The sequence below is a fragment of the Homoserinimonas sp. A447 genome, assembly GCF_054489325.1.
Genome location: NZ_JBTMWW010000001.1, coordinates 293,381 through 316,339, shown reverse-complemented (window position 1 = coordinate 316,339; position 22,959 = coordinate 293,381). Strand labels below are relative to the sequence as shown.

General features: G+C 66.1%; 17 protein-coding genes and 1 tRNA gene. 4 read left to right on the top strand and 14 right to left on the bottom strand.

Going from position 1 to position 22,959, the window contains the following annotated elements:
* Window positions 1-9: 9 nt before the first annotated feature.
* The 5 genes from ACX3O0_RS01475 to ACX3O0_RS01455 all read right to left on the bottom strand — a co-directional run bounded on the left by ACX3O0_RS01475 (window position 10) and on the right by ACX3O0_RS01455 (window position 10,081).
* The gene (locus tag ACX3O0_RS01475) at window positions 10-5,571 is read right to left on the bottom strand and encodes an Ig-like domain-containing protein (protein ID WP_459106546.1); all 5,562 of its coding nucleotides are present in this window, start codon (window positions 5,569-5,571) and stop codon (window positions 10-12) included.
* 141 nt (window positions 5,572-5,712) lie between these two features.
* A complete protein-coding gene (locus tag ACX3O0_RS01470; protein ID WP_459106545.1) occupies window positions 5,713-6,420 on the bottom strand; it encodes a hypothetical protein in 708 nt (235 codons plus the stop codon).
* Window positions 6,417-8,012 (bottom strand): serine/threonine-protein kinase, encoded by a 1,596-nt coding sequence (locus tag ACX3O0_RS01465; RefSeq protein ID WP_459106544.1) that lies wholly within the window; start codon window positions 8,010-8,012, stop codon window positions 6,417-6,419. The genes ACX3O0_RS01470 and ACX3O0_RS01465 overlap by 4 nt, the downstream gene beginning before the upstream one ends.
* Window positions 8,012-9,226, bottom strand: a complete 1,215-nt coding sequence (locus tag ACX3O0_RS01460) for an FHA domain-containing protein (RefSeq protein ID WP_459106543.1) — start codon at window positions 9,224-9,226, stop codon at window positions 8,012-8,014. Before ACX3O0_RS01460 ends, ACX3O0_RS01465 begins: the two co-directional genes overlap by 1 nt.
* The gene (locus ACX3O0_RS01455) at window positions 9,227-10,081 is read right to left on the bottom strand and encodes a PP2C family protein-serine/threonine phosphatase (protein WP_459106542.1); all 855 of its coding nucleotides are present in this window, start codon (window positions 10,079-10,081) and stop codon (window positions 9,227-9,229) included.
* 172 nt (window positions 10,082-10,253) lie between these two features.
* Between ACX3O0_RS01455 and ACX3O0_RS01450 the strand changes: the two genes are divergently transcribed.
* Window positions 10,254-11,342, top strand: coding sequence for a Glu/Leu/Phe/Val dehydrogenase family protein (locus ACX3O0_RS01450; RefSeq protein ID WP_459106541.1), 1,089 nt, complete (start codon window positions 10,254-10,256; stop codon window positions 11,340-11,342).
* A 5-nt stretch (window positions 11,343-11,347) separates the two neighbouring features.
* Here the strand turns inward: ACX3O0_RS01450 and ACX3O0_RS01445 are convergent, their stop codons facing one another.
* A complete protein-coding gene (locus tag ACX3O0_RS01445; RefSeq protein ID WP_459090304.1) occupies window positions 11,348-12,340 on the bottom strand; it encodes a TerC family protein in 993 nt (330 codons plus the stop codon).
* A gap of 206 nt (window positions 12,341-12,546) precedes the next feature.
* On the opposite strand from ACX3O0_RS01445, the gene ACX3O0_RS01440 reads away from it, so the two are divergent.
* Entirely contained in the window at window positions 12,547-13,602 is a 1,056-nt protein-coding gene (locus tag ACX3O0_RS01440; protein WP_459106540.1) for an FUSC family protein, read from the top strand.
* Here the strand turns inward: ACX3O0_RS01440 and ACX3O0_RS01435 are convergent.
* The 4 genes from ACX3O0_RS01435 to ACX3O0_RS01420 all read right to left on the bottom strand — a co-directional run bounded on the left by ACX3O0_RS01435 (window position 13,599) and on the right by ACX3O0_RS01420 (window position 16,303).
* On the bottom strand, window positions 13,599-14,552 hold the full coding sequence (locus ACX3O0_RS01435; protein ID WP_459106539.1) for a hypothetical protein: 954 nt from the start codon (window positions 14,550-14,552) through the stop codon (window positions 13,599-13,601). The two genes, ACX3O0_RS01440 and ACX3O0_RS01435, sit on opposite strands and share 4 nt — an antisense overlap.
* Before the next feature lie 85 nt (window positions 14,553-14,637).
* Window positions 14,638-14,710, bottom strand: a tRNA-Glu gene (locus ACX3O0_RS01430).
* A 56-nt stretch (window positions 14,711-14,766) separates the two neighbouring features.
* The gene (locus tag ACX3O0_RS01425) at window positions 14,767-15,684 is read right to left on the bottom strand and encodes a YegS/Rv2252/BmrU family lipid kinase (RefSeq protein WP_459106538.1); all 918 of its coding nucleotides are present in this window, start codon (window positions 15,682-15,684) and stop codon (window positions 14,767-14,769) included.
* Window positions 15,685-15,739: 55 nt separating this feature from the next.
* The gene (locus ACX3O0_RS01420) at window positions 15,740-16,303 is read right to left on the bottom strand and encodes a dihydrofolate reductase family protein (RefSeq protein ID WP_459106537.1); all 564 of its coding nucleotides are present in this window, start codon (window positions 16,301-16,303) and stop codon (window positions 15,740-15,742) included.
* A 102-nt stretch (window positions 16,304-16,405) separates the two neighbouring features.
* Between ACX3O0_RS01420 and ACX3O0_RS01415 the strand changes: the two genes are divergently transcribed.
* Window positions 16,406-17,044: a TetR/AcrR family transcriptional regulator gene (locus ACX3O0_RS01415; RefSeq protein ID WP_459106536.1), complete on the top strand. Its 639-nt coding sequence runs from the start codon at window positions 16,406-16,408 to the stop codon at window positions 17,042-17,044.
* Between the two features lie 128 nt (window positions 17,045-17,172).
* Here ACX3O0_RS01415 and ACX3O0_RS01410 read toward each other — a convergent pair whose 3' ends face one another.
* Window positions 17,173-19,296: a copper-translocating P-type ATPase gene (locus ACX3O0_RS01410; RefSeq protein ID WP_459106535.1), complete on the bottom strand. Its 2,124-nt coding sequence runs from the start codon at window positions 19,294-19,296 to the stop codon at window positions 17,173-17,175.
* Window positions 19,297-19,355: 59 nt separating this feature from the next.
* Here ACX3O0_RS01410 and ACX3O0_RS01405 point away from each other — a divergent pair, with 59 nt between their 5' ends.
* Window positions 19,356-19,991, top strand: a complete 636-nt coding sequence (locus ACX3O0_RS01405; RefSeq protein ID WP_459106534.1) for an MBL fold metallo-hydrolase — start codon at window positions 19,356-19,358, stop codon at window positions 19,989-19,991.
* Between the two features lie 6 nt (window positions 19,992-19,997).
* Here ACX3O0_RS01405 and ACX3O0_RS01400 read toward each other — a convergent pair whose 3' ends face one another.
* The 3 genes from ACX3O0_RS01400 to ACX3O0_RS01390 are packed head-to-tail and all read right to left on the bottom strand — an operon-like array spanning window position 19,998 to window position 22,914.
* Window positions 19,998-20,816: an ABC transporter ATP-binding protein gene (locus ACX3O0_RS01400; protein WP_459106533.1), complete on the bottom strand. Its 819-nt coding sequence runs from the start codon at window positions 20,814-20,816 to the stop codon at window positions 19,998-20,000.
* Window positions 20,813-21,895, bottom strand: coding sequence for a FecCD family ABC transporter permease (locus ACX3O0_RS01395; RefSeq protein ID WP_459106532.1), 1,083 nt, complete (start codon window positions 21,893-21,895; stop codon window positions 20,813-20,815). Before ACX3O0_RS01395 ends, ACX3O0_RS01400 begins: the two co-directional genes overlap by 4 nt.
* Complete coding sequence (locus ACX3O0_RS01390; protein ID WP_459106531.1) at window positions 21,892-22,914, bottom strand: FecCD family ABC transporter permease; 1,023 nt, start codon at window positions 22,912-22,914, stop codon at window positions 21,892-21,894. Before ACX3O0_RS01390 ends, ACX3O0_RS01395 begins: the two co-directional genes overlap by 4 nt.
* Window positions 22,915-22,959 lie beyond the last annotated feature (45 nt).

The following is a 22,959-nucleotide window of genomic DNA, read 5'->3' as shown; positions in this document are numbered from 1 at the left end:
TCCCTTTCGTCAAACATTGAAATTCACGTGGTTGCTCTCGACACCGTCCACAATCACGTAAGTGTCGTTGTACCCGCAGTGCGTCGAGGGGTAGTGGCTGTTTCCGTAGAAGGTGTGGGTTGCTATGCGGCTCAGGCAATAGAGGTGAACGGTGTGTTCGCCACCGCCGAAGTTCTCCAGGGTGATGTTGTACCGGTAACAGCCTGACGTTCCACTGCTCTGGCAGGTGACCGCCTGCCCCCGCGCGAGGTTCACCTTCGGGTCGGCCGGCTTCGGATTGACTGACACGGAGGCACTGCCGATGGCGCTCTCCCCGGCATTGTTTCGCGCCTGAACGTCGATGGTGAACGTTCCGCCGCCGTTCCCCACAGAGGTGCTGGCGGTGCGACCAGTGCCCCAGCCAGACCAGCCTCCGCTGTTCACCCGGTGGCGGTACTGCAGGTTGTCGGTGACCGCCGCACCCTGTCCCGCGTTTGCCGGTTGTCCCCACGCCCAAGAGATCGTGGTGGGCGCGGTGCCACTGCCTGCATTACCGCGTACGTTGGTCGGCGCCTGCGGCACCGTCTGGTTCTGGATGCGCACTGGCGCGGAGGTGGCGCGAGCACTCTCCTTGCCTCCGGTATTCACCGCCCACACGGTGACCGTGTAGTTGCCGGCACCCAACCCGTTGTCGGCGACCGGCCTTCCCGTGCCGCTCTTGCCGCTGCTGGTGGTCCAGTGGTACGTCACGTTACCGCCGTTGGCACCGACATCCGGCCAGGTCCAGGTGATGTTGGCGGTTGCCCACGGCGAGTCCGCCGAGCCGGTCGGCGCCGGCGTCCCCGGTGTGCCGTACGGGACCACGGGGTCACTCGAGATCGACCATGGCCCTGGTCCGTGCTGATTGATGGCGCGGACGGTTATCGTGTATGCGGTCCCGTTGGTGAGACCGCGAATCGTGCAGTCAGCACCAGGCTGACAGTCGGTCGGGACGGTGACGCCGCTCGACGGGTTCGCCGCGACCTCGTAGGCGCTGATCGGCTTGCCATTGGTGGCCGGGGCGGTGAACCGGAAGGTCGCCTCCCGGTCACCACCGATATCTGAGGTCCTGGTCGGCTTCGCAACCTGGTCCGGTACATCGCTGACCACCAGGACAATGGTGCCGTTGACCAGGCGGTCGGCGTCCTCCGTGGCGTCCTCAACCGTGTAGACCACCTCGATGACGCCACTCTTGAGAGCCGCGTTCGGCGTGATTCTCACTTTGTCAGCGGTGAATGAGACGTTCGCCGGCTCTCCCGTGTTCTGCACCTGGGCGTCGACGATCTTCAGCGCCTCCCCCGTCGTCTGGTACGGGTTCGAGTCGTTGGTCAACGGATGCGCCGTGATGGAGCCGCCCCCATCACCACCACCGCGCTTCATCTCGAGCGAATCGGTGACCGCCACGGCCAGCGGGCGGGTCGAGCCGACGACGGTGACATTGATCGTTCCGGGAACCTCGAACTTATCCCAGCGCAGCGTCACGCCGAGGGCCACGGTTGTGCCCTTCGGGGTGTTCCGGGGAACCGTCATGGTGAGCTCGGACCCGTTCAGGCTCGGCTGCAGCCCATTGCTCGCGCCGGTGATATTCGAGTAGGTCACATCCTGCAGGATCTGCGGGTTGGGGTGCCCGGTCGACTTGCGCAGGTCGATCACGGTCTCCTCGCCGACCTCGATCTGCGCGTTTGGTGTCGTGAACTCCGGAGGCGTGTCGCGGAACTCTGGGTCCCCCACGACGATGTCCAGGCGCAGGTTCGCCTTGATGCCCTTCGGGTCGTTCTTCGATGACCCGTCTGTGACCGTGAAGTTGATAGCGGCCGGCCCGCGGTAGTCCTGGACCGGGGTGAAGCGAAGGGTGTCCTTGTCGACGAGGATCTTGTCCCCGTTGCTCTGGACTCCGCTGACGGTCGCCGCGTCGGGGATCCACACCTCGCGTCCGGACGGGGCGATGACGAGGTCGGAGAGGTCCCATTCCCTGGTTTCGTTCATGCTCACGTACTGGGTGGGCAAAGCCGGGTCGATGTGCGGAGGGTCGTCGAAGTTCTCGTCGACGGCTGCGGGAACGAGGATGAACGCCATCGCGCTCAATTGGTCCAACTCGTTGGTCACCCGGTATGCGATCGCCTGCCGCTTCTGCCCGGGGGTGACGTCGATCTCCCCCGGATTCTCGAGCAGCTGTGCGGAGTCCGCGTTCGGGCCCTCCACCGTGACGACGAGGTCTTCGTTGGGTCCGGCCGGGTTGAAGGCGAAACCGTCGAACACGTCGACGGTGATCGACTTCTCCCCGGCGATGTCCTTGGTGAGGATCGGGACGTCAGTCGCCGATGGTGGCAACAGCGGTGCATCCGGTGTCACCTGCACGAGCACGTAACTCATGGCGGCGCCACCGCGGTCGTTGGTCAGCTCATAGCGCAGCGAGAACGACTGCTCGGTCTCCGGCGCCTCGATGACCAGGTACTGGCGGCCGACCACCTTCGCCTCGATGCCCTCCGGCACGTCCACGAGCTCCTCGGACACCTTGATCGGTGCGCCTTGCGGGTCCGAGTCGTTCAGCATCAGGTCCACCTGGGCCATGCGTCCCGGGCGGATGGAGACGCTGTCGGGCAGCGCGGAAGGCTCCTGCAGTTCGTCGGGCTCCGGGATGACGGCGATCTTGATCTCGCCCACTCCGGTGGCGCCGAAGGCGTCGTAGACCTCGTAGCTGAACGTGTCGGTGCCGGATGCCGCACTCGACGCCTCGTAGTAGAAGTAGTCCGGCCCACTCTCGACGACCGACCCGAGCGACGGGTTGGTCGGGAAGTTCAGCAGTTGGGTGGAGTCACCGTCGGGGTCGATACCGTTCAGCGGGACGTTCACCCGGATGGTTCCGCCGGCGAGCACCCGCGCCACGAGTGGCACCGGCTCAGGGTCTCGGTTGTTAGCCTCATCCAGCCCGGTGACGGTGAACACCGCGGTCGCCGCGGCGGTCTCACCGAACGGGTCCAGCACCCGGTAGTCGACGCGGTACTCCCCGGGTTTGTTGGGTGCCTGGAAGCGCAACCGGTCCTGGCTGACGAAAGCAAGGCCGTCGGAGGGCGGCGTCACCAACTCGGTGTCCAGGAACATGGACGAGTCGTCCGGGTGGAAGTCGTTGTCCAGCACGTCCAGGGTGATGATGTCGCCGACGCGCACCTTTGCTGCATCGTTCTGTGCCACCGGCGGTTGATGCTTCGTCAGCGCGGGAACCGGCACAACGCTCACACCCGCGGAGGCCGTGCTGACCCCGTCGGAGATCGTGTAGGTGAAGTGTGCCTGGTCGACCAGTGCGGCCGGCGACGTGACCCGCACCAATGTGCTCTCCAGCAACTCGACCACCAGGCCCTTGCTGGTGAACTCCACCGGCACATCCACTGACTGGATGGCAAGGATGCGACCGGTGGGACTGACGTCGTTGGACAGTACCGACACCGTGGTCGGTTCGTCCCCTCTCAGGTAGGCGGTATCCTTCACCGCCACTGGAGGGATTTCGGCATCCGCCGGCTTCTCTCGGACATCGAAACGCACGATGCCCGAGCTCGTGTTCGCACCGCCGGTGAGAGTGTAGACGACGTAGTGGATGCCCGGATCGGATGAGCTGAACGTGATGGTTCCGCGGTCGGTGTTGGCACTGACGACGGCGCTTCCGCCCGGCTCCTCGATCGCAGCAAGCAACAGCTGGGCCCCAGACGGCGAGACATCGTTGAGCAGCGGCTCCACGACGACCGCCTCGTCCACGAAAGTGGTGGCGAAGTCAGGGGTTCCCACCGGGTTCAGCGACCCGGCCGGCTCCACGTTGACCACCAGCGTGCCCTGCACCGGTGTGCCACGACCGTCGGTCACAGTGAAGACGACCTCCTTCTCACCCAGCTCCGACGTGCGGTGCGAGAAGGTGACGAACCCGTCCGGGGTGAACCTGACCAGATCGCCCGATTTCGGTGACGCTGCGATCAGGAAGATGTCGTCCCCGTCCGGATCCTTCCAGTCGGTGAGAACGTTGTAGCTGATGGTCTGGTTCGCCTCGACACTGACACCGGCCTCGCGCAATGCCACGGGCGATTCGTTGCTGCCTTCTGCCACCACGCGGGCGGTGACTCGCGCCTGGTCAGTTCCCTGTCTGCCGTCATCGACCGTGTAGGCGAACGAGATGCTGCCTACGAAACCGGGAGCCGGCGTGAACTGCAGGGCCCGGCCGCCATCGATGGGGTCCAGGGTTCCGGTGGACTCGGCAATGCTGTCGTAGGCCGAGATGACAAGCACGTCCCCGTCAGGGTCTGAGTCGTTCTCCAGTACCGGCAGGATCGTGGTGCGACCGGGCCGGATGCCGTAGTCGTCGTCGTTGGCGGTCGGCGCGCGGTTGGTATCGGTGCGCTCGGCGAGGGTGTCTTCGAAGGACTGGATGGCCGACTTCTCGTCGCCTTCCTCCTCCGTCTCCTGCTCCTCTGGAGGGGTCACGTCCTCCCAGTTCTCCACCAGCCGCATGTTCTCATCGACCAGCCAGACATTGCCGTTGTCCAGGTTGTTGAGCGCAATCACCGTTCGGTTGACCCGGAACTCCAGCACGCTGCCCTGGGTGGGCTGCTCGATGTCGACCACCGACGGCTCCTGCCCATTGCAGCTGAGCAGGTACTTCTGTGCGCCGCCCCAGGCCCCGTGGGCGCAGCCCTCGAGGAACACCGGTGCCGAGACCCGGGAGGCATCCGCCACTGGCTGGGAAATCTCCGCGGGCACGGCCTCAACAGATCCGGAACCCAGGTTTACTTTCAGCAGCGAATCGCCCGTTGCTACGACCGCGTAGTCGGACGCCGGACCGGTCTGCTGAAGTCGCAGCCCCTCCTCGTCGAGCACGAACCTGGAGCCGCCCTCGTTGAGCAGCTCGTTGGTGGATTGGTCGAGCACGACCGCCTGATCGCCAACCGCGGCAAGCTGGAACTCACCCACCGTAGGGAAGTCCTTCTTCTCCGGGACGGCAGCCAGCGAGTCGACCTTGTACAGCGCCTTGTCATCCGGTGAAACGGCGATGATCACGCCGTCCTGGGTGACCGTGACATGGGAGCCGGAGCCCATCTCGAGCAACGGCTCAGTGGAAACGTGGTTGAACTGCAGGTCGCCGACCGCGGGGATGGCCCACAATTCACCCGCTGTCGACAGGATGGCAAGGGTGGTGCCGCCGTACGCTATCTCTGCGCCTTGCGGAACCTCGATGGCCGAGGTCACTTCCGTTGACGCCGGGTTCACTGATTCGACGCGTCCGCTGGCCGGGTCGTGCATGAACAGGGTGTCACCGTCCTGCAGCACGTCGAAGTTCGGGCTGGATGCGACCACAGACCCGTTCAACTCATCGATCTGCCGGTTGAGGCGGCCTCCGAGCAGTTGTTCGCCGTTGGTGACCCACACGTCGCGAGCCGTCAAGTCGACGTCGGTGACGGGGAATCCCGGATGCAGTGCGGCAATGGTGAGAGGGACACCCGCAATGACGGCGAAAACCAACGCCGAGGCGAGAGTCTTCCGACTCTTCAGCCGAAACGCAGGCGCGGTCACTTTGTCATGTCCCCCAGAAACTTGCCCGGCGATGAGCGGAATCTTCAGCACAGTGCCGCGGTTACCTCAAATAACCTAACAGCAACTCACGAAAAGCCGGCAGCCCGCCCATAGGTAATTCTCCCCATCGTTATACGACGTTCACTCCGAGCGATGATCCTGGTCGTTGCGATCGATCAGGTAGAGGTCGTCCCGGCTGACAAGGCGCGTGGCGACCGCGTACTCCACCAGTCTCAGACGCCGGTTCGTCGCCAGGTTGCCCCGTCCACCGCGCAGCCCGGCAACCCCGATCTTGTCCAGCTTCTCGCAGACGTTGTCGAGCTTGCGGTTGAACGTGGTCATCGACCAGTGCAGGCGTTCGGCAGCCTCCGCCGACGCCGGGATCTGCCCGCGACCGGGGGACGTCTGCCGCAGCACGTCCTCGGCGAGTGCCACGATCAGCAGGCGTTGCGATGAGGTGAGCGGGATCGGCTCGATGGTGGTCGAGCCGCCGGCACCCCCGGCAGCAGCCGCGGTGTTGAAATATTCCTGCGGGCCGTGGATGGTGAACTCATAGGTTGTCGACCCGGCACTGAACAGGACCTGCAATTGGGGGAACACGATCGGCAACCGTGCACCAGGGGCGAGCCAGGCCTGCACAGCGCCCGTGGCATCCGTCACCGTCGCCGACAACAGCTTGCCCACGTTGCCGAGCCACCACATGCCGAAGTCCTCGTAGATGCGCAGGAAGCGACGGTGCAGGTAGGGGTTGTCATCGATGACCAAGTCTGACTCGCGGCCGATATGGAAGTCGTTCGGGTGCTCGACGTCGTACCACTCGCCGCAGAACTCGATCTTGAGCGGATTCATGCCGGGTAACAGGTCTCAAGCGGGTTGGCCGACTCGCGACCGGAACGGATGATGTGGACCTCGACGCAGGCGGTCGCGCCGTCTGCGGTGAAGACGCCATCCGTGACCTGGTGGGGTGGCTCGCTGGCCCCGCGGTCGGTGCGACGCCAGATCATCGAGTCGCCGTCGTTGGCGTCGGGGTTGGACACCGTGAACGTCACGGTGGCGCCATCCGACGTCGCGGACACCAGCACCGGCGTCGGGATCTGCTCCACCACGGCGGCTCCCCCACCACCGGGAACCGTCGGCTCCGTCTCGGCCGGCCCCGGCAGCCCGGTGACCAACAGGCTCACTGCCACCCCGGCGGCGATCATCACGGCGACCGTGCCGGCCAGCCACAGCACCAGGCGATTGGCCTTAGATGGTCGCGGCTCAGGCGCGTCCTCCGGCATGACGTCGACGACGGGCTCCGCGACCATCCGCTTGCGCACAATGGTTTCGCTCGACAACTCCGCGGACGGCTGGGCCTCGACTCGCTGGGCGCCACGCACCTGCGTCGCATCCGCCACCGCGGTCGGCGGCGGAGGCGACACCAGCGGTGCCTCCGGCTGGGCCTCGATGGTCGACACACCGCGCGCCCGGGTGGCGTCATCATCGTCCGGTGCGCCGTCGCGCACCGAGTCGTCGACGATCAGGTTCGGCACGTCGATCGTGGTCGGCGCGTAATTCAGCTCGAGCTCGACCCGCTGCATTGCTCGCGCGAACTCGACCGCCGTCGCGAAACGGTCCTCGCGGTTCGACGCCATTCCCTTCGCGAGCACCGCCGCCAGGGACCGCGGAACGTCCTCGCGTTCCAATGGGGTCACCAGCCCGCGCTCGATGCGCCCGATCAGGTCGAGCGTGCCGTTGGAGCGACCACGGATCTCGAACGGTGTGTGACCAGCCAGCAATGTGTAGAGGGTCGCTGCCAGCGAGAACACGTCGGCACGAACATCCGGATTCGGGTCGTCCTCGAACATCTCGGGCGGCGACCACGGCACCGACATTCCCACCGACGCGCTGCCGGTGGTGCCCGTGTCACCGGCCAGCGAGTCGAGGGTACCGGTGTGCACCGGCAACTCGTCGTCCAGCGCCGAGGAAATGCCGAAGTCGGTGAGGGCGGGCCACCCATAGTCGTTGGTGAGCACATTGGCCGGCTTGATGTCACGGTGCAGGATGCCCGCGGCGTGAGCCGTCGCGACGGCACCGGCCACGCGGACACCGGTGCGCAGCACATCCGCCACCGCCATCGGCTCGCGCTTGTACCGCTCGGCCAGGCTGGGCCCGGAGCAGTACTCCATGACGAAGTATGGCCGATCGTCGCTGGCGACATCGGCGTGGAAGATCGAGACGATATACGGATGCGCGGAAAGCTGCGCCATCAGGTTCGCCTCGGCGACGAAAGCGGCACGATTCGCGGCGGTCAGTTCCTCGGTGAGGAGCACCTTCACCGCAACCCTCCGCTTGGGCAGGTGCTGGTCGTAGAGGAAGACATCGCTGAAGCCCCCAGAACCGAGCAACTTGACGAAGGTGTAGCCGGGAAGGTCGGGCGGAACGGAGGTTGGCCGGCGCACTAGCCCTCCTCGCACACGGTCAGCGTGACGCCGCCACCCAGGTCCACCACCGTGCCGACGATCACGGCGGTCGGTTCACCCTGCCGAAGCTGCTGCGGCGCCTTGCCCGGCATGACGACCTGCGTGCCGTTGCGAGAGTGGAGGTCGGTCACCACCACGGTGCCGCCCTCGACCGCGAACTGCGCATGGTTGCGGGAAATGTCCTTGTCGCCCGGGATGGTGACCAGTCTCGGCAGCGCTCCGCCGGACACCTTGCTGGCCGTCGGGGCCCGCCCGACCAGCACCGGCTGGCTGAGCGGCTCGCGTGAACCGGTCGACAACTCGAGAAAAAGCGCCGGCGGTGGTGGGGCAACGGCCGGCGCATCCACTGCAGTCCTCGCCTTGCGGCTCCCCCGGAGCTTCTTCAGCTCGCCGGTCATGATGGTCATGCCGTCGTGATCGCCTGCGGACACTTCAGCCGCCGGAGCCTGCTCGACGTCCAGGTCCGGCTCCCGGACAGCGGCATCCGACACGTTGCGGTACATCGTCTCGCCGAAAAGGTAGTCGTAACCGGCGTCGGCGGGCCGAACATCCGAATGCAGCTCGGCGGGAACGCCCGCCAGCTCGGCCGGGAGGTCGGCCATCGTCGTCTCGGACACCGAATCGGTCACCGGGTGGCTGCCAGCCCCTGAGCTCGGCGCGGGCGCGGGCACCGGCGTGGACGTCGACGCAGCCGGTGCATCAGCGGTGACCGCACCACCGGGGACGGACGAGATGCGCGAAACCAGCGCCGTTCCGCGCTCGATCGGGAGCCAGCGTGCGTCGGCTGCCTCAGCCGGTTCCGGAACCACGACCACCTCGATATCGGCTACCTGCTGAAAGTTCTGTTCTGTCCAGGTCGAGACCCCAGTGCCGTCCATCGTGTATGTCGACCCACCCGCAGTCACCACCGCCTGCACCCCACCGCGAACGATCACCCGCACCGCCCGCTCGCTGCCGCCACCGGACCACTCCAGCAAGGCGAACGGCGGAGTCGCCGATAGTCCGCCCTTGGTGAGCTCGTCGAGCGCAACCTGGAAACCCGGCGCGGAGTCGGCACCCTGGCTTCCTGCAAACACCGCGATCCCGGTATCGACAGCCTGCGGATGCACCACCAGCAGCTGTGAACCCCACGCCACTGCCAACCAGCCGGAAGCACCGGCTGGACGATAACGGAACTGACTCACGGCATCCATCTACTTCCTGGGTCTGGTCTCTTCGAGGTGGTGCGGGATTCCCCGGTCGTTGGTGTCTTCATCCGCTGAATGCGCCGTACCCACCAGCTCGGAGTCCACGACCACCACGGTCACGTTGTCGGCACCTCCCGCGGCGAGCGCCGCCTCGACCAGGCGTTCCGCGATGGTGCGGCCATCGTTTCGCTGGAAGCGGTCGGCAAGGATGCTCGCGATCTGGTCATCATCGAGCTCCTTGGTGAGTCCGTCGGAGCAGGCCAGGAAGACCTGTCGGCCGGCCACCGGCAGCAGCCAGATGTCAGGGTCGACGATGTCACCGACCCCGATCGCCCTGGTAACCACGTTTCGGTGCGGATGCTCGCTGGCTTCGATCGCCGTGATCTGCCCGAGGTCGAGCAGTTCCTGAACCGCTGAATGGTCGACGGTGACCTGCTCGAGTTTGCGGCCGTCCCAGCTGTACACCCGCGAGTCGCCGACGTTGAAGGCCATCCAGTGGAGAGCCGTGTGCGACTGCACCAGTGCCAGGCCGGCCAGCGTGGTACCGGAAACTGCGTCATCGTCATCATCCGTCATCGCCACCAGCGCCCGGTTGGACGAATGGATCGTCTGCACTACGCGGTCCGGGGTCAGTTGGCCACCTTCAGCGACCACGGCCGCAAACGTGCTGACCACCGACTGGCTGGCGCGGTCACCGAAGGAGTGCCCGCCCATGCCATCCGCGACCAGGAACAAGCCGTCCCCTGCCAGGAAGCTGTCTTCGTTGACCTTGCGAACCTTGCCGAGGTCGGACGCCGCCGAGAACGAGAGTCGCAGGGTTCCGTCCGGGAGAACCAGCTCGTGCTCTGTTTCAGCGTTCATCGATTCCCCCATACACCGTCATCCCCAAGAGAAGGGCGCTTCATAACCTAGCAACGGATGCCTCGGTGTGCATACGCATCCGGCTAGGCTGTGGCCAGCGGCGCACCACCTCTGCGCCCTAGAGTTCTGCCACTGTGCTGCCCACGAAGCGGCACCCATCAAGGAGAAATGCATGACCCCGCAACCATCGACGACGCTGGACGCCCACACCCTGGACCTGTCCACCGTTCCGTTCACCCACGAGCGCGTTCTCATCACGACCGGCGTTCGCTCAGGACTGACCATGAGCGTCGCGGTTCACTCCACCAAGCTGGGCCAGGCCCTCGGTGGTGCCCGCGTCTGGCAGTACGACAACTGGACGGATGCCGTCGCAGACTCCCTGCGCCTGTCCGCCGCGATGACGTTGAAGAATGCGGCCGCCGGGCTCAACCGGGGCGGCGGGAAGTCCGTCATCCACCTGCCGGTCGGCACCGTGCTCAGCGATGAGCAGAAGCGCGACGCCATGCTCGACCTCGGCGACGCCATCGAAAGCCTCGGCGGCGCGTACATGACCGCTGAGGATGTCGGAACGAGTGCCGAGCTGATGGCCGTCGTTTCCGAGCGCACCGCCCACGTCTGCGGCCTCCCAGCCGACCGCGGCGGTGTCGGCGAGCCGGCGGATGCGACCGCTGCCGGCGTGTACGCGAGCATCCTCGCCACCCTCGACGCCATCTACGGCAGCCGCGACCTCACCGGTCGCCACCTCGTCATCTCCGGTCTCGGCCAGGTCGGCGGGCGCCTCGCGACCGCCCTCGCCAAGGCCGGCGCACGCCTCAGCGTCACCGACGTGAACCTGGCCAAGAAGGAGTTCGCCGCCTCCCTCGGCGCCACCTGGGTCGACGTCGCCGACGCACACCACGTCGAAGCCGACATCTTCGTCCCCTGCGGCCTGGGCGGCGTGCTCACATCGGAGGTCATCAGCGAGCTGCGCGTGGCCGGCGTATGCGGGGCTGCCAACAATCAGCTCGCCCAGCATGATGGTGCAGCGGAACTCAATCGCCGTGGCATCCTCTGGGCACCAGACTTCGTGGTCAACGCCGGCGGTGTGATCTACCTGGCCCTGGCCAGCGAGGCGGACGCCGACCTGTCCGCGATCAACGCGAGGGTCGAGGCGATCGGGGACACGGTTGCGACAATCTTTGCGGATGCGCGCAAGCAGAAGATCACCACCCTGGAGGCGGCGGAGCGCCTGGCCGCGGCACGCCTCAACGCGGCTGGCTAATTCACCTACTCCTCTATTGAGGACTTGCGGGCATCCGCCTTCGTCTTGATCATGCTCGCGATAACCGCAACCGCCATGGCTGCCACGATCACGCCGAGCGACACCCACGTGCTGATCTCCGGCGCCCACTCGACCGCGTTGCCGCCGTTGATGAACGGCACCTCGTTCTCGTGCAGCGCGTGCAGGAACAGCTTCACGCCGATGAAGGCGAGGATGAAGGCGATGCCGAACTTGAGGTACACGAGGCGGTCGACCAGGTCCCCCAGGAGGAAGTAGAGCTGCCGCAGGCCCATCAGGGCGAAGATGTTGGCGGTGAACACGATGAACGGGTCCTGAGTGATACCGAAGATCGCCGGAATCGAGTCGAGTGCGAACACGACGTCGGTGGTGCCCAGGGCGATGAAGACGATGAGCACAGGGGTGAACACCTTCTTGCCATCGATCGTCGTGCGGACCTTCGCCTCGTCGTACTCGTCGGTGATGCGGATGTGCCGGCGGAGGTAGCCGATGATCTTGTTCTCGGTCTCCTCCTCATCGTCGTGGCTGGTGAACGCCTGGTTCCACGCGGTGTACAGCAGCCAAAGTCCGAAAATGTAGAACACCCAGCTGTAGTTCTCGATGATCGCGGCACCCAGCAGGATGAAGATGCCGCGGAACAGCAGCGCCAGGATGATGCCGACCATCAGCACTTCCTGCTGATACTTCTTCGGCACGGAGAACCTGGCCATGATGATGATGAACACGAACAGGTTGTCGATGCTGAGGCTGTACTCGGTCAGCCAGCCGGCGATGAACTGGCCGCCCTGCTCGACGTCTCCCAGCACGAACATCAGCAGCGCGAAGACCAGCGCCAGGCCGACGTAGAAACCGATCCACAGGCTCGACTCCTTCACCGAAGGGATGTGCGGGCGCTTGTACGCGATGATCAGGTCGAACACGATGATCAGCGACAGCACGATGAGCGACGTGATCTCGAACCAGACAGGAAGGGTAGTCACAGAGGGGAATCCATTTCGTGGGGACGGGTACGGCGAGGCCCGAAAGTCTCTCCCGCACCGTCCGCGGACTGGTGCCACCGCATCCGGGGCATCGATGATGGTGCCCGTACTGACGATTGCGGCATAAGGCCCGGAACCACCGGCACCTCTAGGGATACTCCCCTTCGCTGTTCTCATGGTAGCGGATGCCTTTTAGGCTTTTGAGCATGACGCCCCCATCCGCAGCCCCGCCGAAAGGCTCCGAGAGGACCCTCGATGTGGAGGCTGCCGGGCGCGCGGCGGTCGCGCTGGCCGTCCCCCTGCTCGTGCTGCTGGCGCTCAACCGCATCGACCTGGCCGTCTACGCGTCGTTCGGAGCGTTCACCGGCCTCTACGGCCGCCACGAACCGTACCGGGTGCGGCTGGTCTCTGTGACGGCTGCCGCGGTCGCGCTGGTCACCTGCATCGCGGCCGGCGTTGCGCTGGCCAGCCTGGGTCAGCCGCTCTGGCTGACCGCCGTGGCGCTTGCGGTCGTCATCGCTGGCGGCGTGTTCGCGACAGCGGTGATCGGTTGGATCCCGGGTCAGCCCGTGTTCCTGGTCTTCGCCCTGCTGGTGTGCGCCGCCGTTCCAACCACCTGGAGCGAAGCGCCCACGGCGATCGTGACCGCCGTGCTTTCCGCAGCTTTCGCCTGGATCGTGTGCATGTCGGGCTGGGTGCTGCGGCGTCTGGCCGGGGACCGTCACGCCCACCACTTCCGGGGGCTGCCTCGTAGCCCGCAGCGCTCCTTCACCGCACTGAAGGATGAGGTCGTCATCCGCGCGGCCATCGTCGCCGTCGTCGGAGGGCTGGTCACCGGCGCCATTGCGCTGGCGTCAGGGATCGGGCGTCCGTACTGGGCGGTCGTCGCCGTCGTAGCCGTGCTGCCCCTCGCCTATGCGCCGTTCTCCCTCACGCGGGCATGGCACCGCGCGGCCGGGACGACCGTTGGCGTGTTCATCGCGGCCGGAATCCTGTGGCTGAACCTGCCGCCGATCGCCATCATCGCGATTGCCGTGGTCTGCCAGTTCATCACCGAGATCGTCATCGCCCATCACTACGGTGTGGCGTTGCTGTTCATCACCCCGCTCGCTATCACGGTCAGCAACCTGTCGCTTCCGAGCGAGGTGTTGCCGCTGCTGGCCGACCGGGTGCTGGAGACGGCGATCGGATGCGCGGTCGCAGCCGTGCTGGTACTCACCAGGCGCTGGTGGGCGAGCTGGGCATCCGTTCGTGCATCCTAATGAACCTGCAGCTGCTCGCGCACTTCCGCCTCGGTCATTGGCCGCAGCGACTCCCAGGCGTCAAGCACCTCGTCGGCGTTGGCGGGGCGTTCACCGCTGGCCGCCTCGACATTCTGGCTGATCGCAGACCTCACAGCGACAAGGCTGCCGTTCTCCATGCGCGCGTACCCGGTGCCATCCGTCAGCCGCCACAGGTCCTGACCCTTGACGCACCAACTCGCGTAATCCTGGAGCGTGTCCGTCTCGTCGAGGCCCATGTCGGCGGCACCGAGGTACCAGCACGGGGTAATTTCGGCATTGCTCGTGATCGGATTCCGGTCGATCACAACCTCCACCACACCACCGTCGACGGTGACCGAAAGAGTGCGAAACGGCCCGCCATCTGCAACGACGCCGACGATCGCCCCGCCCCGCAAGTCAGCGACCATGGGGAAGGCACCGCTCTCAATGAAGGCTTCGAAGTTCGCAGCTTCCTGCTTCTTCGCCTGCTGCTCTGCCTGCGAAGGTCCCGTTGCCTGAGGGTCGGGGATGCTGACCCAAACGAGGCCGGCGATCAGCAGCGCAGTGCCGACACCTCCGGCAATCCGCAGCGGCCATGGCCCGATGAATATGCCCAAGGCCAGCGCCGAAGTGGCCGCGATCAGCAGGTGCACGAGTTCGAAACCGGGCTGGACCCAGATCATGGGCACCGTACCGAAACCGAAGAACGCGATCCCGAGCGCGACAAAGGCCATCACCGCCACGATGATGGCCGATCGGATGTTGCGCCGACCGGTGCACCGGGACACGGTGATCGATATCAGGACGACTGCGATGACCAGGGTCACGGCCAGCACCAGCAGTCCATACGGCTGGCCGAACATGGCGGCAACCACGCCGCTCATGCTGATGTTCAGAGCCACCGCCAGAATTACCGCGGTGAGCCCCATGGCGATTCCGGACCCCCGCATGAGATGAGTCAAGTTCATCCCCGGCGGATCGTCAAGCCGTGCGGAAAACGAAAAAACCCGCTCAACTGAGCGGGTTTCTCGATTGTGACCCCAACCGGATTCGAACCGGTGTTACCGCCGTGAGAGGGCGGCGTACTAGGCCACTATACGATGGGGCCGTTAGTGCAACTCAAAGAGTATGCCACACCCCAGCGGGCGTCACCAAAACGACCGGTCAGCGCAGCGGTGCGAGCACGCGGAGGGCACCCGGCACCACCTCGATGTCGACCGGTAGACCACCAACACGCTCTCCGTCGGCATATGCGATGACCCGATCCGCCTCGACGCGGATGTTTCGCCCGCGATAGATGGTGACGCGCGGGTCGGTCACGTGCGTGCCCTTGAACACCCGGGGGAAGATGCGCAGGAACGCGAGTCGCTTCAACGGCTGCACCACCAGCACATCGAACTCGCCGTCGTCGAGCAGGGCGTCCGGGGTGACCATCATGCCGCCACCGAACGAGGTGTTGTTGGCGACGGAGATGAGCACGGCATCCGTCTCGATCTTCGTTCCGTCGATGGTCAGCCGGTACCGGATGAGGCGCAGCATCGCCAGTTCGCGGAGCAGCGCCAGGTTGTAGCGGCTCCTGCCCTTCGGCCAGCGCATCAGGTTGGCGCGCTCGCTGACGACGGCATCGAACCCGGCCGACAACACGCAGGCGAACAGCGACACCTGGCCCGAACCGTCGGTCACCCGTCCGACGTCGATGAGGCGCGGAGCGCGGGTCAGGGAAACGAGCAGCGCCTCGATCGCCGCCTCGGCATTGCCGATCGGGATACCGAGCCCTCGGGCCATGTCGTTGCCGGTTCCGGACGGGACCAGCCCGAACGGCACTTCCGTTCCGGCCAGCACCTGGGCGGCCAGGTTGACCATGCCGTCACCGCCGACGACGACCAGGGCGTCCGGCTGCTCGGCGACCGCGTTGCGTGCCGACTCGATCAGCTCGAGGAAGGTCGGTTCGACCAGGGTGGTGACCAGGTGGCCCGCGCCGCGCAGCGACTGCACGACGGCGGGACCAACCGCGCGGCCGCGGCCGAACGAGGCGGCCGGGTTAATGGCGACGACGATGCGCAGCGGCTTCGTCGTCGTCATCCCCCGATTATGGCGTGGACCCGGGAGTTAACCGAAAACGATCGATTTGGTTGGGCTAATCTCCGAACGTCGGCGCATCCCGTAGGACTCGGTATCGCAGATGGACCTCGCTGGCGAACGCTGCGGTCTCAAGACGCTCGAGGCGGAGCTGCCGCTCCAGGCCGGCGAAGAGAGGGATCCCTTCGCCGAGCACGACCGGCACGACGTGCAGCTGGATCTCGTCCACGAGATCGAGGGTGAGGCACTGCCTCGCAATGCGGCCGCCCAGGAGGCTCACCCACTTCTCTCCGGCGTCGTGTCGAGCACGCTCCACAGCCTCTTCAACGTCGTCCACCACAAAAGTGAAGGTGGTGCCGTCGCGCTCTACCGGCTCCTGCTCGCTATGCGTCATCAGATACACCGGCACCTTGAGGGACCCGCCGTACGGGATCTCCCCGTCTTCGATCGTCTGGGTCTTGTTCGCACCTCCGACGACGGCTCCAATGTCGGCGCAGATCCGCCCCACGATCTCCGCGTCCTCCGGCGCCACCGGAAACCCGTCCATCCAGTCCATCTCTCCGGCAGGATCCGCCATGAACCCGTCAATCGACACCGTCGCGTGGATCATCACCTGTGACATGTTTGACCTTTCGTTGAGGTGAGTCCGCTGACTCGCCACATCGAAAGATATCCGTCCAGCTGAGGTGAGTCAAGTGGCTCACCTCAGTGGGATACTGGAACGATGACGCGCAAGCTCTCCGCATACCACCGGCAGATCGCTGCGGACAATCGTGCGGCGATTCTCGCTGCGGCCGCCCGCCCGTTCCTGGAGCACGGCTACGACCGCACATCGCTGGCCGAGATCGCCACATACGCCGGCGTATCCAAAGCCACGCTGTTCAAGCAGTTCCCCACGAAGGCGGAGTTGTTCGAAGCGACCGTCCTCGCGGCGGGAAGCGTGCCAGGCGGCGCGCCGAGCGCCCCCGATCCGGAAGACTTCCTCGGAGGACTCGTCAGTTTGGGAAAGGCCTACGTCGAACTGCTCGATCGACCAGGCATGGCCGACCTGATGCGGATCGTGATCGCAGAGTCGCCCCGCTTCCCCGAACTTCGGGAGCGGACCTTCGACTTCGGCACGCTCCCGGTGCTCGCGGCACTCGCAGACTTTCTGCATGCCGCACACGTCGCGGGGACTGCGGACGTGGAAGACGCCGACGTCATCTCAGCCCAGTTCCTCGGAATGATCGCCACGGTGGTGTTCTGGCCAAGACTGGTCCATGGCGGATGGGCACTCACCGACGACGAGAAGAACCAGGTGGTCGAGCAGGCAGCCCGAACGATTACTGCGCGGTGCGCGCTACCCGTTTCCCGCAGCGGTTGAGACTTGGGAGCTCCCTCAGCCAGGTGAGTCCTGCAGTCGAAAACGAAGGAGATCCGGCCATTCGTGTCGCGTTCTGACGCTGAACGCGCCGTTCACGGGCGGATCTCCTTCGTTTTCGACGGGTCGGCTCAGTCGCGGGCGAAGCGGATGAGTCGCAGCAGTTGGGCGTTCAGCGCCACCACGATCGTCGACACGGCCATCAGCGCGGCGCCGACCGCCGGCGGCATCAGGAAGCCGACCCCGGCGAGAACGCCGGCCGCGAGCGGGAGGCCCACGATGTTGTAACCGGCGGCCCACCACAGGTTCTGCAGCTCCTTGCGATAGGTGGCTTTCGACAGCCGGATGGCATCGGCGACGCCACGGGGGTCGCTGGAGGCCAGCACGACCCCGGCCGACTCGATCGCGACATCCGTGCCGGCACCGATGGCGATCCCCACGTCGGCACGCGCCAGCGCTGGGGCGTCATTCACGCCGTCGCCGACCATGGCCACCCTGGTGCCGCCGTCCTGAAGCCTGGCGACAACATCCGCCTTCTGACCTGGAAGCACTTCGGCGAAGACCTCGTCGATGCCCAGCTGCGCGGCCACCCAGTTGCCGACTTCGTGCGAGTCCCCGGTCAGCATGGCAACGCGGATGCCGCGGCTCTTCAGCAGCGACACCGCCTCAGCCGATTCGGCGCGGATGACGTCGGCCACCGCGATCATGCCGACAACTGTTTCGCCCTCGACCACGTAGACCACTGTCTTGCCCGCACCGGTGTGCTCCCTGGTGGCGTGTACCAGCGAGGTTCCGATGGAGATGCCGCGCTCGTTCACGAGTCGTGCGCTGGCGACGGTGACCGAGCGTCCGTCTACCACGGCCTCGACCCCGCGACCAGCGAGCGACTGGAACTCCTTCGCCCTGCCGGCACTGACCAGTTGGCGCTCCTGGGCCGCCTCCACAATGGCACGGCCGATCGGATGCTCGGCGTTCGCCTCGGCGGACGCGGCCAGTGCCAATACTTCATCCGCCGACAACCCGCCCGCGGAGACGACATCAGCCACTCCCTGGCGGCCCTCGGTGAGGGTTCCGGTCTTGTCGAAGAGCACCACGTCGATCTCACGTGCGGCTTCCAGCGCGATCCGGTTCCGGATGAGGATGCCGCGCTTCGCCCCCAGCGATGTCGAGATCTGCGATACCAACGGGATGGCCAGGCCGAGGGCGTGCGGACAGGCGATCACGAGCACGGTGACCACACGCTCGAGAACGAATGTCGGGTCTCCCGGCTGCAGGAGCGCCCAGGCGACCCAGGTGATCACCGCGGCGGCCACGGCCACGTAGAAGAGCAGGGCGGCAGCGCGGTCCGCCAACAGCTGGGCACCCGACTTGCTGGCCTGCGCATCCGCCACCAGCTTCATGATGCCGGCGAGCGCCGTGTCGCCGCCCACCTTCGTCACCCGAACGGTGAGCGCCCCGGAGTCGTTGATGCTGCCGGCGATGACCTGATCTCCCACCTTCTTGCGCACGGTCGATGACTCCCCGGTCAGCAGGGACTCGTTCACTTCGGAGTCACCGTCGGCGACCTCCCCGTCGACTGGCACTGCAGCGCCCGGTCGCACCAGCACGTGGTCGCCGACCTTCAACTCGGAGACCGGATGCGTCATGGTGTGCTCGCCGTGGATGACCTCGGCAGTGTCCGGGAGAAGCTTCGCCAACTCGCCGAGGGCATCCTGAGCCCCCATCACGGCAGCCATCTCGATCCAGTGGCCCAGCAGCATGATGGTGATGAGTGTCGCCAGTTCCCACCAGAAGTCCATGCCGGGCAGGCCGAGCGTGACCGCGAAACTGTAGCCGAAGGCGACCAGGATGGCGAGGGAGATGAGGGTCATCATGCCCGGCTGCCTGGCCTTGAGTTCCTGCATCCCGCCCTTCAGGAAGACCATTCCGCCGTAGAAGAACAGTGCGATGCCGAAGACGGCCGGGATGAAATGGCTGCCAGGGAACCGCGGGCCGTCGAGACCCAGGATGTCCTGCAGGCCGTGCGAGAACACCAGGGTGGGAATGGTGAGGACCAGGCTCAGCCAGAACTTGCGGCGGAACATTCCGGGGTCGTGGTGCTCATGATGGTCGTGGCCCTCAGCATGCCGCGCGTGTTCATGGCCGGCTTGTGTGTGGCTGGCATTGTCGTGGCCGGCGTTGTCGCTCGACGCGACGCCGTGCACCGCCCGCTCGTCGACGGCAGGCCCATGATGCTCGTGTTCGTCGTGGCTCATGGGTAGAATATACCCCTAGGGGGTATCCAGCGCAAGCCCCTGATGCCTAAGCTGGGCGAATGCGAGTCACCAAACAAGAGCACGCCTGCCTGGTTCTGGAGAAGGCCGAACAACGGGTCATCATCGACCCCGGCTCGTTCACCACCCCGCTGAGCGGCATCGACAACGTGGCGGCGATCGTCATCACGCACGAGCATGCCGACCACTGGACACCGGAGCATCTCTCCCGCATCCTCGAGCGAAACCCGGATGCGGTGATCTTCGGGCCGCCGGGCGTTGCCGCCGCCGCTACCGAGTTCGCCATCATCGAAGTCGCCGACGGCGACCACCACGAGGTAGACGGATTCAGCCTCCGGTTCTTCGGCGAGAAGCATGCCGTCATTCACCCGTCGCTTCCGGTGGTCGACAACGTGGGCGTGTTGGTGGACGACCTTCTCTTCTACCCCGGAGACTCGTACACGGTTCCACCGGTGCCGGTCGACACGCTCGCCGCTCCGGCCGGCGCACCCTGGCTGAAGATTTCCGAAGCGATGGATTACGTGAGCGCGGTGGCGCCGAAGCGGTGTTTCCCCACCCACCAGATGGGGCTCTCGAAGATCGGGCAGAAGCAGTCCAACGATCGGCTGCGTGCCGTCACCGAGCAGGCCGGGGGCGAGTACTTCACGCTTGAGCCTGACCAGTCCCTGGACCTGTAACCGGGCTCAGGCAGCACCACCGTAAAGGCCCTCGACACCGAGGGGAATGACGTGCGGCCGGCCGGCGGTCGGCTCGTGGATGACTTGCGCGCGCAGGCCGAAGACCTCCAGCAGCAACGACTCGGTGACCACCTCGGCCGGCGTTCCCTCGGCCAGGATTCGACCGCCCCTCATGGCGATGATGCGATCCGAGAACCGGGCGGCGAGCGAGATGTCGTGGAGCACCATCACCACGGTGCAGCCGCGGTCACGATTGAGTCCGCGGATGAGTTCGAGCACCTCCACCTGATGCGCCAGGTCGAGGAAGGTGGTCGGTTCATCCAGCAGCAGGATGTCAGTCTCCTGGGCAAGGATCATCGAAATCCAGGCACGCTGACGTTGTCCGCCGGAAAGGTCGTCGATCGGAGTGTCGGCCAGATCGGTCATCCCGGTAGCCCGGAGCGCGTCCAGCACGATGCGTTCATCCGTTGAGGAGAACTGCTGGTACCACTTCTGCCGGGGGTGCCGGCCGCGGGAGACCAGGTCTGCGACGGTGAGCCCGGACGGCGCGTTCGGGCTCTGCGGCAGGGCGCTCAACTGGGTAGCGATGTGCCGTGTCGACAGTCGCTGGAGCGGCACTCCGTCAAGCAGGACTTCCCCGGCCTCCGGGGGCAACAGCCGGCCCAAGCCCTTCAAAAGGGTCGACTTTCCACTGCCATTGGGGCCGATCACCGCAGTTACCTGGCCGGGCGCGACCTGCAGTGACAGGTTCTCCACCACCCGCCGCCCTTCGTAGCCGAGCGACAGTCCCCGGGCGGTCAGCCGCGCTTCGATCCCAGCGTTCATGAGCCCTTCCTTGATGCGACGATCAGCAGATAGATGAGGTACGGCGCGCCAAGGACCGCGGTTCCCACTCCGACGGGAAGCGCGACCGGCAATGTACGCGCAGCGAGGATGTCGGAAACAAGCACGAAGATCGCCCCGACGACCATGGCGACGTTCACCGGTGGCACGACTCCGCGGGTGAGCAATCGGGCGATCTGGGGGCTGGCCAGGGCCACGAACGCCAGCGGTCCGGCGACCACCGTGGCGAGCGATGCCAGCAGCACCGCGATGGTCAGGGCGACGACCCGCACCAGGCCGAGCCGCACGCCCAGGCTGATCGCCGTGTCATCACCGAGGGTGGTGACGAACAGCCGCTGGGAAGCGAACGCGGCGGCCAGCAGCAGGGTGATCGCCGCGGCACCCATCGGCTGGACCAAGGTCCAGTCCTTGCCGTTGAGCGAACCCATCATCCAGGTGAGCGCCTGGGCGGTGCTGGAGACATCACCGAGGGTCAGCAGCCAGGTGGTGAGGCTCGTCGCCAGCCCGGACACCCCGAGCCCGACCAGGATCAGACGAAAGCTGTCGATCCCGCGCCGGTAGGCGAGCAGGTACACGGCAACTCCGCTCACCATCCCCGCGGTGAAGGCTGCGGTCGGCATGCCCACGCTGGCGGCCGCGCCGCTCAGCCCGGCCGCTCCCCCGCCGGCCGCGATGAGGACCGCGACCGCGCCGAGCGCCGCGCCGGAGGTGACACCGAGGATGTCCGGGCTCGCGAGCGGGTTGCGGGCGACGGTTTGCGTGATCGCGCCCGACGCTGCCAGGCATGCACCGACGATGACAGCCGCAACGGTTCGGGGTGCGCGGAACTCGGTTACCGCCAGGTAGTTGCTGGCATCGCTGGTGTCGCCGAGCAGCGCTGCCACCACGGCGGAAGGTTCAATGACTGAACCGCCGAGCGCCAGGTGCACGACTGCGGCAGCGATGAGCAGCACAATCGTTCCGACCCAGATGGTGGCTGCCCGCGGGTCCATCCGCAGCGATGCGTCGCCGATGCGCCAGACGCGGATCGATCGGATCGGCGCGGATGCCGGCGCGGTCACAGGGTGACCAGCTTCCGGCGACGGGCGAGGAGCACGAAGAACGGCGCTCCGATGACCGCGAGGATCACCGCGGCCGGGAGTTCGCCCGGGCGGGCGACGATACGCCCTATCGTGTCTGCCACCAGCAGCAGCGCGGCGCCCGCGACTGCGGAGGTGGGGATCAGCCACCGGTAGTCGCCGCCGACCACGGCGCGGGCGAGGTGGGGAACAATCAGTCCCGCGAAGGCGATCGGGCCGGCCATCATGACAGCGCTACCGGCAAGCAGCGTGATCGCCGCGATGCCGACGGTGCGCGACCGGCGCAACGACACCCCGAGCGACTGCGCGGTCTCCTCACCCAGGGCGAGGACGTTCAGCGACGAGGTGTTGGCAATCGCGAGCATGCCTCCGGCGAGCGCGAACGGCCAGACCAGGTCGATCGCGCCGCTGCGGCCGCTCAGTGAGCCCACCTGCCAGAACCGCAGGGTGTCCAGCGCGGCCTCGTTGAAGAGCACGATCGCGGTGACCAGGGCGGCACACAAAGCGGCGACGGCTGCGCCGGCCAGCACCAGAGTGATCGCGGTCGCTCCCCGGCCGGCCAGGTGCGCAATGGTGAAGACCAGCATGCTGGCCACGAGTGCACCGATGAAGGCCATGATCGCCAGGACGATCCAGGGCACCGTGCCGGCCAGGGCAGTCGTCGCCACGACCGCGAGGGCGGCGCCCTGGAAGATGCCGAGCAGCCCGGGGTCGGCGATCGGGTTCCGGGTGTGACCCTGCACCATGGCGCCTGCCAGTCCGAGGCAGGCGCCGACGACGATTCCCAGCACCGTGCGCGGCCAGCGGAGTTCACGGATGGTCACATCCATGGTGGTGGCCGTGGGGCTGAAGACCGCATGCCAGAGTTCGGCCAGCGATGATGGCGCACTCCCGACAGCGACGCTCGCGATGATCGCGACACCCAGGGCGAGCACCACCAAGGCGAGTAACACCAGCCGCCGGGGCGCAGTGATGGCGCGGCGAGGCGATTGGTTTTCCACGGGTTCCCTGTGACGGAGCTGTTCTGGACGAGGCGGCAAGTGCTG